The organism is Xanthomonas arboricola (genome assembly GCF_002940665.1).
Taxonomy (GTDB): domain Bacteria; phylum Pseudomonadota; class Gammaproteobacteria; order Xanthomonadales; family Xanthomonadaceae; genus Xanthomonas; species Xanthomonas arboricola_B.
The window spans coordinates 33,644-45,454 of sequence record NZ_MIGY01000003.1 but is presented as its reverse complement, the minus strand read 5'-3'; the positions used below and the strand labels follow the sequence as shown (position 1 = coordinate 45,454).

Here is an 11,811-nt window from a genome sequence, read left to right as displayed (position 1 = left end):
AGGCGAGCAGGCAAAAGAGGGCGCCACGCTAGCGGGTTTGTGCCTGTCTGCCTATCGGAAAATCGCTGCCGGGCTCGCTGTCGCGCGGTTTGGTCGGCGGTCGGGCCGCACTTGCACACCGGCACGGCCCGTTAGAATGGGCGGCCCAGAGCCAGCCCAGCGATCGTATGACTGTCAGCCCGGATCCCGCTCAGCGCATCGACGCCCTGCGTCATCGTATCGAGGACGCCAACTACCGCTATCACGTGCTCGACGAGCCGCAGATGGCCGACGTCGACTACGACCGCCTGATGCGCGAACTGGAAGCCCTGGAGGCTGCGCACCCGGAGCTGGCCAGCGCCGATTCGCCGACCCAGCGCGTCGGCCACCTGGCCGCGTCGCGCTTTGCCGAAGTGCGGCATGCCTTGCCGATGCTGTCGTTGGGCAATGCCTTCAGCGATGAGGAGGTGGCCGAGTTCGTGCGGCGTATCAGCGAGCGGCTGGAAGTGAAACGGCCGGTATTTTCAGCCGAGCCCAAGCTCGATGGCCTGGCGATCAGTCTGCGCTACGAAAACGGCGAGTTCGTGCAGGGCGCAACGCGCGGCGACGGCGCCACCGGTGAGGATGTCAGCGCCAATCTGCGTACCGTCAAGGCGATTCCGCTGCGCCTGCGTGGCGAAGGCTGGCCGCAGGTGCTGGAGGTGCGTGGCGAGGTATACATGCCGCGCGCCGCCTTCGAAACCTACAACGCGCAGATGCGCCTGCAGGGCGGCAAGGTGCTGGCCAATCCGCGCAATGGCGCCGCCGGCTCGCTGCGTCAGCTGGATGCGCGCATCACTGCGCAGCGCCCGCTGAGTTTCTTTGCCTACGGCGTGGGCGAAGTGAGCGAGGGCGTGTTGCCGCAGACGCATTCGGCGATCCTGGCGCAGTTGCGTGCGTGGGGTTTCCCGGTCAGCGCCCTGGTCGAGGTGGTGCAGGGCAGCGACGGCCTGTTGGCGTACTACCAACGCATCGGCGAGGCGCGCGATGGCTTGCCCTTCGATATCGATGGCGTGGTCTACAAGCTCGACGATCTGGCCGGGCAGCGCGAGATGGGTTTTGTCTCGCGCGCGCCGCGCTGGGCGATCGCGCACAAGTTCCCGGCGCAGGAGCAGTCCACCACGGTGGAGGCGATCGAGATCCAGATCGGCCGTACCGGGGCGGCCACGCCGGTGGCGCGGCTGAAGCCGGTGCACGTGGCCGGGGTGATCGTCACCAATGCCACGCTGCACAACGCCGACCAGATCGCGCGGCTGGATGTGCGCGTGGGCGATACGGTGATCGTGCGGCGTGCCGGCGATGTGATTCCCGAAGTGGCCGGCGTGGTTGCCGATCAACGGCCGCCCGGCACCCAGCCATGGCAGATGCCCACGCAATGCCCGGTCTGCGGGTCGGAGATCGTGCGCGAGGAAGGCGAGGCGGTGTGGCGCTGCTCAGGCGAGCTGACCTGCCCGGCGCAGCGCAAGGAAGCGTTCCGGCATTTCGTCTCGCGCCGTGCGATGGATGTCGATGGCCTGGGCGAAAAGTTCATCGAGGTGCTGGTCGACAGCGGCGTGGTGCAGGGCGTGGCCGATCTGTACCTGCTCAACGTGGACCAGCTGCTGCAATTGCGCCTGATCAGCACTGCCGAGAGCCCGCATGCGTTCCTGCGCGAGGCGCGCGAGCATCTGGCCAGCGGTGCGTACGGTCAGCTGGAAAATACCGTGGTCGGCATCGGTGTGGACCTGGCCGGCGCGCGCGAGGCGCCGCACACCTGGCAGGCCGATCTGCTGCGTGCCGGGCTGCCGGCGTTCGACTGGAACCGCAAGAAGATCGCCACCAAGTGGGCGGAAAACCTGATCGAGGCGATCGAGCAATCGCGCGATACCACGCTGGAGCGTTTCCTGTTTGCGCTCGGCATCGAGCATGTCGGCGAGAGCACCGCCAAGGCCTTGTCGGCGTGGTTCGGCGATCTGGAATTGATCCGCCATCTGCCGTGGCCGCTGTTCAAGCGCGTGCCCGATATCGGTGGCGAGGTGGCGCGCTCGCTCGGGCACTTCTTCGACCAGCCCGGCAATCAGCAGGCCATCGACGACCTGCTGCAGCGTGGTGTGCGCATCGGCGATGCGCATCCGCCATCGCCCAGGCTGCGCGAGGCGCTGAGCTTTGCCAGCGTGCTGCAGGACATGGATATCCCCAAGGTGACGCCAGTGCGTGCGCAGCAGCTGGCTGCCGCGGTGGCCTCCTTCGATGCGCTGCGCAGCGCCGGGTCCGATGCCTTGTTGCAGGCCGGCGTTCCCGCGCCGGTGGTGGCGTCGCTGCTGCAATGGCTGGAGCGGCCCGAAAATGCGGCCTTGGCAAGCGCTGCGCAACAGGCGATGGAAACGGTGCTGTCGCGTCTGCCCGACGCCGATGTGCAGCAAACCGGCCCGCTCGACGGCCAGACCGTGGTGATCACCGGGACCCTGGCCGCGCTCACACGCGATGCGGCCAAGCAACGGCTGGAAGCGCTGGGCGCCAAGGTCGCCGGCAGCGTCTCCAAGAAAACCGCGTTTCTGGTGGCCGGCGAAGAAGCCGGCTCCAAGCTGGACAAGGCGCAGTCACTGGGCGTGGAGATCTGGGACGAGGCGCGCTTGCTGGCCTTCCTCGGCGAGCACGGCCAGCAACCATGAGTGCGACGCAGGTCGATCTGGACGCGTTGCGGTTGCGCGCGCGGCTCAACGCGCTGATCCGCGATTTCTTCGCCGAGCGCGACGTGCTGGAAGTGGAGACGCCGGTGCTGTCGGAGGCCGGCAATACCGAGCCGAACATCGACAGCTTCAGCACGCGCTTCAGCGGCCATGTCGATGCCGGCGCGCCGGTGCGCTGGTTGCGTACCTCGCCGGAATATCCGCTCAAGCGCCTGCTGGCGGCCGGGGTGGGCGACTGCTACGAGCTGGGGCGGGTGTTCCGCAATGGCGAGGCCGGCGGCCGCCACAATCCCGAGTTCAGCATGCTCGAGTGGTACCGGGTGGGCTGGGACGATCGCGCCCTGGCGCAGGAGACCGTTGCGCTGGTGCGCCGCGCGCTTGCGCTGGTCGGGCGCCAGGCGCAGGTGCAGGTGCTGAGCTATCGCGCGCTGTTCGTGCAGGCGCTGGGTATCGACCCGCTAAGCGATCCGATCGAAACGCTGCGCGCACCGCTGCACGACATCGCGATCGATCCGGATGGCCTGAGCCGCGACGACTGGCTGGATCTGCTGATGACCCATCGCATCCAGCCGGGCTTTGCCAGCGACATGCTGACCGTGGTGCACGACTGGCCGGCCAGCCAATGCGCGTTGGCGCGCATCCGCCGCGACGAGCCGCCGGTGGCCGAGCGCTTCGAGCTGTATCTGGGCGCCTACGAGGTTGCCAATGGGTACCACGAGCTCAACGATGCGCAGGAGCAGCGTGCGCGTTTCATGCGCGACAACGCGGTGCGGGCGGCGCGCGGATTGCCGCAACTACCGGTGGACGAGCGCCTGCTGGCGGTGTTGTCGCAGCTGCCCGATTGCGCGGGAGTTGCGGTCGGTGTGGACCGGCTGTTGATGGCCATGCGTGGAACCACGCAGATTGCCGATGTGTTGGCATTCGCATTCGCAAGCGCCTGACCCCGGCAGCGCCTGTAATGCACTGTGCCTGACGTTGCGGCGCATGGTATGCGCCCGCTGCCATCCCGCTGTCATCGCTACCGTATTGCTATCTTCACATCGATGATGCTCTCATCGTGGCGTCCACGGGGGCGCGGCGCAGAGCGTGTTTGGGTGAGGATTGTCGGCATGAAGTGGCTGATCAGCTTATGCGGTTTGTGGTGCTTGCCGCTGCTGATGCTCGCCGATGCGCGTGCGGCCGATCGCGCATCGGGCGTGGTGCGTTGCGAATCCAAGGACATGGCGCGCGTGCATTGTGCGATGGATACCGAGCACGGCGTCCAGCTGGTACGCCAGCTATCGGAGACAAGTTGCATCCGCGGCAGCGAGTGGGATATCGAACGCGATGGCGTGTGGGTCGAGCAGGGCTGCCGTGCGGAGTTTGCCAGTGCGCGGGTGCCGAGCGCTGCGCAGATGCGTCGCGTGGTGCGCTGCGATTCCAACGGCGGCAAGGTGGTTTGCCCGGTGGTGCTGCGCGGAGCGCCGGTGCGCCTGCTGCGCCAGCGCTCGGTGTGGCCGTGCAAGGAGGGCCGCAGCTGGGGCGCGCGCCGTAACGAAATCTGGGTGTCGCGCGGCTGCGACGGCGAATTCGAGGTCGCGGCCGAGGACGGTTCTGGCTTCGTGGCCATGCCACGTATGGTGACCTGCGAATCGAAGAAGGGCGCACGCCGCACCTGCGGGATCTCGGTAGAGCGTCAGGTACGTGTAGGCCGGCAGATCTCCAAAAAGGAATGCGTGGAAGGCCAGACCTGGGGCTGGAGCCGCGACGGCGTGTGGGTCAACGACGGCTGCCGCGCCGAGTTCATCGTCGACTGATGGACTGACGAAACTGCCGCTCTCCATCGCATAGGTTGGCGTAGCCGGTGCCGTGGCCCCGTTAGCACGCGATCAGGTTGGTGAGGGTGTCTAGCCCTCAACCAGCTCTGCTTGGAACATCCAGGCTACGCTGAAGCTCAAGCTCCCAGTTGTCGTGAGATGTGATTGAACGGGGTGCGGATGCGTCGGGCGTGGAGCGGGCGATCTGTGGCTCGGTTGCAGGGCCCTTGCCCGCCCACCCTCACGGGACACGCCGCAAGTACGTCCCTGTAGGCTCTTACGCGGCATCCATGCCGCGTAAGGTCCCGCGACGGCAGGCGGACAAGGACCCGTCGGGATGGTCGGTGTGCGTGGTGCAGGCAGGCATGACGTGCGCTGGTTGGAGCACTGTGCGTCGGCCGGCTTCTCTTTGCCTTGCCATTGCAAGCCGGGCAACTGAAAGGCGTTCAACACGCCACCTGCCAACTTCTCATTCGCCTCGCGCAGGCTGCGCAACAGGCTTTCAAGAAGCGGCCGGCCAACTCTTTGGCGCGGTGAGGGCGTCGCGGACTCGACCAGCTCGGTTTGCGACATCGCCAGCGGGCCGAGCGATGCGGCCACTGACTGGGCTGCCCGGGCGCCTTACAATGTCCGGATGAACGACAGCGCCCATATCGATTACGCCCGCTACGACCATATTCGCCCGCTGCTGTGGACGGGCGATGCCCTGGAACTGCTCGACCAACGCAAGCTGCCCTTCGTGGTCGAGCACGTGCGTTGCGACACCAGCGACGCGGTGGCCGAGGCGATCCATTCGCTGGCCGTGCGCGGCGCGCCGGCGATCGGCATTGCGGCCGGGTGGGGCGTGGTGCTGGCGGCGCGCGACATCGTTGCCGACGACGGCGGTGCGGCCTTGCAGAAACTCGAGCCGGCACTGTTGCGGCTCAACGCCGCGCGTCCGACCGCGGTCAACCTGGCCTGGGCGCTAATGCGCATGCGTCGCGTGCTCGGCGCTGCCGGTGCCGACTGGCGCGAGGTGATCGCGCGCCAGGCGCAGGCCATCGCCGACGAAGACCTGGCGGCCAACCGGCATATGGGCGCGCTGGGTGCGTCGTTGATCGAGACCGGCAGCGGCGTGCTGACCCACTGCAATACCGGTTCGCTGGCCACCGCCGGCTTCGGTACCGCGCTGGGCGTGATCCGCGCCGGCGTGGCGCAGCAGCGCATCGCCAAGGTGTTTGCCGGCGAGACCCGGCCGTGGTTGCAGGGCGCGCGCCTGACCGTGTGGGAGCTGCAGCAGGATGGCATCGACGCGACCCTGATCGCCGATTCGGCCGCCGCGCATCTGATGAAGTCCGGGCTGGTGCAGTGGGTCATCGTCGGCGCCGACCGCATCTGCGCCAACGGCGATACCGCCAACAAGATCGGCACCTACCAGCTGGCGATCGCCGCGCGCCACCACGGCGTCAAGTTCATGGTGGTGGCACCGTCGTCCACGGTGGACATGGACACCGCCAGCGGCGATCAGATCGAGATCGAGCAGCGCGATCCGGGCGAATTGTTCGGAGTCGGCGGCGTGCGCACGGTGGCCGATGGCATCAACGCCTGGAACCCGGTCTTCGACGTCACCCCCGGCAGCCTGATCGATGCGATCGTCACCGAACGCGGGGTGATCGCGCAGCCGGACCTGGCGCGCATGCAGGCGGCCTTCGGCGGCTGAGGCCAGTGCGGCGCACTATCGCCGCATCGCCCCGCCAAAATCCTGCAAGTGCTTGTTTCTGGCCGGTAAACCGGCGGCATCGTGGTGCCCCTTCGTGATACAATCCGACGCTTGAATCGATCGGCGGGAGCGTGGGGTCGGCAGCCTGTCGTCAGGGCGCCCCTAACGTAGCTTTCCGGCTCGCCCGCCACCTCACTTACGGAACCCGAATGGCAGAAACCGCCAAGGAAATCATCCAGGTCAATCTGGAAGACGAGATGCGCAAGAGCTATCTCGATTACGCGATGAGCGTGATCGTGGGCCGCGCACTCCCCGATGCCCGTGATGGCCTCAAGCCTGTGCACCGCCGCGTCCTGTACGCCATGCACGAGCTGGGCGCACACAGCAACAAGGCCTACTTCAAGTCGGCGCGTATCGTCGGCGACGTCATCGGTAAGTACCACCCGCACGGCGACCAGTCGGTGTATGACACCCTGGTGCGCATGGCGCAGCCGTTCTCGCTGCGCTACATGATGGTGGACGGCCAGGGTAACTTCGGTTCGGTCGATGGCGATTCCGCCGCGGCGATGCGTTACACCGAGTCGCGCATGTCGCGGCTGGCGCATGAGCTGATGGCCGACATCGACAAGGAAACCGTCGATTTCCAGCCCAATTACGACGAGAAGGAACAGGAGCCGACGGTCATGCCGACCCGGTTCCCGAGCCTGCTGGTCAACGGCTCGGCCGGTATCGCGGTGGGCATGGCCACCAATATCCCGCCACACAATCTGACCGAGGCGATCAACGCCTGCATCGCCTTGATCGACACGCCGGAGCTGGATGTCGAAGGCCTGATGGAGTACATCCCCGGCCCGGATTTCCCCACCGCCGGCATCATCAACGGCACCGCCGGCATCGCTGCCGGTTACCGCACCGGCCGTGGCCGCGTGCGCATGCGCGCCAAGGCCGATGTGGAAGTGGCCGACAACGGCCGTGAAGCGATCATCGTCACCGAGATTCCGTACCAGGTGAACAAGGCGCGGCTGATCGAGAAGATCGCCGAGCTGGTCAAGGAAAAGAAGCTCGAAGGCATCAGCGAGCTGCGCGACGAGTCCGACAAGGACGGCATGCGCATCTACATCGAGGTCAAGCGCGGCGAGTCGGCCGAGGTCGTGCTCAACAACCTGTATCAACAGACCCAGATGGAGTCGGTGTTCGGCATCAACATGGTGGCGCTGATCGACGGCCGCCCGCAGTTGATGAACCTCAAGCAGATGCTGCAGGCGTTCATCCGCCACCGCCGCGAAGTGGTGACCCGCCGCACCATCTTTGAGCTGCGCAAGGCGCGTGCGCGTGCGCACGTGCTGGAAGGCCTGACCGTCGCGTTGGCCAACATCGACGAGATGATCGAGCTGATCAAGACCTCGGCCAACCCGCAGGAAGCGCGCGAGCGCATGCTGGCCAAGACCTGGGAACCGGGTCTGGTCGGCGCGCTGCTGGGCGCCGCCGGTGCCGAAGCCTCCAAGCCGGAGGATCTGGCCCCGGGCGTGGGCTTGGCCGACGGCTTCTATCAGCTCAGTGAAGTGCAGGCCTCGCAGATTCTGGAAATGCGCCTGCATCGCCTGACCGGGTTGGAACAGGAAAAGCTGACCGACGAGTACAAGCAGTTGCTCGAGGTCATCCAGGGCCTGATCCGCATCCTGGAAAACCCCGACGTGCTGCTGCAGGTGATCCGCGACGAGCTGATCAATATCCGCGAAGAGTACGGCGACGAACGCCGCACCGAGATCCGTCACAGCGAAGAAGATCTGGACATCCTGGACCTGATTTCGCCGGAAGACGTGGTGGTGACGCTCTCGCATGCCGGCTATGCCAAGCGCCAGCCGGTGAGCGCGTATCGTGCGCAGCGCCGGGGTGGCCGTGGCCGGTCTGCGGCGGCGACCAAGGAAGAGGATTTCATCGATCAGCTGTGGCTGGTCAACACGCACGACACGCTGTTGACCTTCACCAGCAGCGGCAAGGTGTTCTGGCTGCCGGTGTACCAGTTGCCGGAAGCCGGCTCCAATGCGCGTGGCCGTCCGATCATCAACTGGATTCCGCTGGACCCCGGCGAGCGTGTGCAGGCGGTGCTGCCGGTGCGCGAGTACGCCGACAACCGCTATGTGTTCTTTGCCACGCGCAACGGCACGGTCAAGAAGACGCCGTTGAGCGAATTCGCGTTCCGCCTGGCACGCGGCAAGATCGCAATCAACCTCGATGAGGGCGATGCGCTGGTGGGTGTTGCCTTGACCGATGGCGATCGCGACGTGTTGTTGTTCGCCTCCAACGGCAAGACCGTGCGTTTCGGCGAATCCACCGTGCGTTCGATGGGCCGTACCGCCACCGGCGTGCGCGGCATCCGTCTGACCAAGGGCGAAGAGGTGGTCAGCCTGATCGTGGCCGAGCGTGCCGGCGGCATCGAGGGCGATGTCGAGGACGACGGTGTCGAGGACGTGGTGGAGAGCACGGATGGTGTCGAGGCGGAGGTGATCGACGTTGCCGAGAGCGACGACATGGCCTACATCCTCACCGCCACCGAAAACGGCTACGGCAAGCGCACCCCGCTGACCGAGTACCCGCGCAAGGGCCGCGGTACGCAGGGCGTGATCGGCATCCAGACCACCGAGCGCAACGGCAAGCTGGTGCGTGCGGTGCTGCTGGGCGCCACCGACGAAGTGCTGCTGATTTCCGATGGCGGTACGCTGGTGCGTACCCGCGGTTCGGAGATCTCGCGCGTGGGTCGCAATACCCAGGGCGTGACCTTGATCCGCCTGTCCAAGGGCGAAAAGTTGCAGGCGGTCGAACGCCTGGACGCCTCGCTGGATGAGGCCGAGGACGTGCTGGACGATGCAGCGGCTGCACCGGCAGCAAGCACCGGCGAGCTGCCACCGACCGACGCGTGATCGCATCTGGCGAGCAACGCAGTTGACGAAAAACGCCGGCGCACAGCCGGCGTTTTTTGTTGCACGCGGTGACATCTGCAACGCAGTGTTTGTCGACGGCGGTCGCAAAGAACGCGGTGTTTTCACCGCAGCGGGTCGAAGGTTGTGGGCGGTGCGGCGGCGCTGCGTCGCCGCAGATCGAAGAGGAACAACTGATGACGACATTGCATCGTCCTTCCCGTCGCGGCCATTGGGCGCTGGCGACGTTGGGAGGCGTGATTGGAGTGCTGGGCGCCGTGCTGCTGGCAGGCGGCGTGTGGCTGGCCGCGCTGGGCGGCTCCTGGTATTACGCGCCTGCGGGCGCGGCCTTGCTGATCTCCGGCGTATTGCTGTTTCGCGGTCGCAATGCGGGCGCGTGGTGGTTTGCTGCAGTGGTGGCGGCGACGTTGCTGTGGACGTGGTGGGAATCGGGCAGCGACTACTGGCGTTGGGTGCCGCGGCTGGGCTTGATCGTCGGCCTGGCGTTTGTGCTGGCGCTGCTGCTGCCGAAACTGGAGCGCCCGGTGTCGCGTGCGGTATCGCGCAGCGTGGCCGGCGCCTTGGCAGCGGTGTTCGTGTTGGCCTTCGCGCTGGCCTTCGTACCGTTTGGGGTGACCGAGGCCGATGGCGCGCTGGCACATGCCGCCGGCATGGCCGCGAGCCTGGTCAAGCGCAGCGCGTCTGCAGCGCCGGCCGCCTCCGACGGGCAGCCGGGCAATGCGCCTGCCGACGACGACTGGGCCGCGTATGGACGCAGCCAGGCCGGGCAGCGCTATTCGCCGTTGCAGCAGATCAATCGCGACAACGTTGCGCAATTGGAGCGGGCCTGGGTCTTCCACACCGGCGACCTGCCGAGCAAGCGCTGGGGTGCGGAGACCACGCCGCTGAAGGTAGGCGACAGCCTGTATCTGTGCACTGCACGCAATCAGGTGATCGCGCTGGATGCCGCAAGTGGCAAGGAGCGTTGGCGCTACGATCCCAAGGTCAAGGACGAGGCGATTCCGTATACGGCCGCCTGCCGTGGTGTGTCGTACTACCAGGTGCCGGCGGCAGCCAACGACGCCGCCGCAGCGGTGGCAGCGGATGCGGCGCCGCTGTGCCGCACGCGCATCATCGAAGGCACGCTGGATGGCCGCCTGATCGCGCTGGATGCGCGTAGCGGCAAGCCGTGCACGGATTTCGGCAACGATGGCCAGGTCGACATCACCGTCGGCATGGGGCAGACACCGCCGGGCTATGTGTCGATCAATTCGCCGCCCGCCATCGTGCGTGGGGTAGTGGTCACCGGCCATCAGGTGCTGGACGGGCAGAAGCGTTACGAGCCGTCCGGTGTGATCGAAGGCTTCGATGCGGTGACCGGCCAATTGCGCTGGGCCTGGGACATGACCCATCCGGACTGGAACGGCGCGCCGCCGCCGGGCCAGACCTGGACGCGTGGCACGCCGAACATGTGGACCACCGCCGCGGCCGACGAACAGCTGGGCTATGTGTATCTGCCGATGGGCAACTCCACCGCCGATTACTGGAGCAGCTCGCGCACGCCGCAGGAGAATCGCTATGCGACCTCGCTGGTGGCGCTGGATGTCACCACCGGCAAGCCGGTGTGGAATTTCCAGACCACGCATATCGATGCCTGGGATTACGACCTGGGCTCGCAGCCGAGCCTGATCGACTTCCCCAAGGACGGCGTCAACGTGCCGGCGGTGTTGTTGCCGAGCAAGCAGGGCGAGTTGTACGTGCTGGATCGGCGTACCGGCAAGCCGCTGGTGGGCGTGGAAGAACGCGCGGTGCCAGGCGGTGGCGTGGAGCCGCAGATGCGTGCCAAGACCCAGCCATTTTCGCTGTACCACACGCTGCGCAAGCCGGATCTGACCGAGCGCGACATGTGGGGGATGACGCCGATCGATCAGCTGGTGTGCCGCATCCAGTTCCGCAAGGCCAGCTACAAGGGCATCTACACGCCGCCGGAAGCCGACCGCCATTCGATCGAGTATCCCGGCTACAACGGCGGTTCAGACTGGGGCAGCGTGTCGGTGGATCCGCGTCGCGGCGTGATCGTGGCCAACTACAACGACATGCCCAACTACAACCTGCTGGTGCCGCGCGCCAAGGCCGACAAACTGGGCTGGGCGCCGCGCGATGAAGTGCGCGGCGATGCCGGTGGCGCAGAAGGCGCGGGCGATCCGCAGGCCGGTACGCCGTATGCGATCAACGTCAACGCCGGCTGGCGCCTGCCGTTCACCAAGCTGCTGTGCAAGCAGCCGCCGTATGGCGGCATCCGTGCGATCGATCTGGCCAGCGGCAAGACGCTATGGGACCGCCCGTTCGGCAGCGCACGCGGCAATGGTCCGTTCGGCATCCGCTCGGGTCTGCCGATCGAGATCGGCACGCCCAACAACGGCGGTTCGGTGGTGACGGCCGGCGGATTGATCTTCATTGCCGCAGCCACCGACGACCTGATCCGCGCCATCGATCTGGCCACCGGCAAGGAACTGTGGCACGCCAAGCTACCGGCCGGCGGCCAGGCCAACCCGATGGTCTACGCCTACGGCGGCCGCGAGTACCTGGTGATCATGGCCGGCGGCCACCACTTCATGGAAACGCCCGCTGGCGATGCTGTGGTGGCCTACGCGCTGCCGCAGCAGGCACCGTGATGAACGCAGCAATCAAACCAGCAAGTTGAGGGTTGT

6 protein-coding genes are annotated in these 11,811 nt (G+C 66.5%); all 6 read left to right on the top strand.

The genetic code is table 11. The annotated features are described in order from the left end of the window. The first annotated feature begins 167 nt into the window (after positions 1-167). The 6 genes from ligA to XarjCFBP7645_RS13690 all read left to right on the top strand — a co-directional run bounded on the left by ligA (position 168) and on the right by XarjCFBP7645_RS13690 (position 11,775). Positions 168-2,669, top strand: a complete 2,502-nt coding sequence (gene ligA / locus XarjCFBP7645_RS13720) for an NAD-dependent DNA ligase LigA (RefSeq protein ID WP_104537978.1) — start codon at positions 168-170, stop codon at positions 2,667-2,669. Further along, positions 2,666-3,628: an EF-P lysine aminoacylase EpmA gene (gene epmA / locus XarjCFBP7645_RS13715; RefSeq protein WP_104537977.1), complete on the top strand. Its 963-nt coding sequence runs from the start codon at positions 2,666-2,668 to the stop codon at positions 3,626-3,628. Before ligA ends, epmA begins: the two co-directional genes overlap by 4 nt. Before the next feature lie 168 nt (positions 3,629-3,796). Beyond that, positions 3,797-4,483: a DUF3011 domain-containing protein gene (locus XarjCFBP7645_RS13710; protein ID WP_104537976.1), complete on the top strand. Its 687-nt coding sequence runs from the start codon at positions 3,797-3,799 to the stop codon at positions 4,481-4,483. 634 nt (positions 4,484-5,117) lie between these two features. Then, entirely contained in the window at positions 5,118-6,182 is a 1,065-nt protein-coding gene (gene mtnA / locus XarjCFBP7645_RS13700; RefSeq protein WP_104537974.1) for an S-methyl-5-thioribose-1-phosphate isomerase, read from the top strand. A gap of 209 nt (positions 6,183-6,391) precedes the next feature. Further along, entirely contained in the window at positions 6,392-9,103 is a 2,712-nt protein-coding gene (gyrA, locus tag XarjCFBP7645_RS13695; protein WP_104537973.1) for a DNA gyrase subunit A, read from the top strand. A gap of 194 nt (positions 9,104-9,297) precedes the next feature. Beyond that, positions 9,298-11,775, top strand: coding sequence for a membrane-bound PQQ-dependent dehydrogenase, glucose/quinate/shikimate family (locus XarjCFBP7645_RS13690; RefSeq protein ID WP_104538798.1), 2,478 nt, complete (start codon positions 9,298-9,300; stop codon positions 11,773-11,775). Positions 11,776-11,811: the final 36 nt, after the last annotated feature.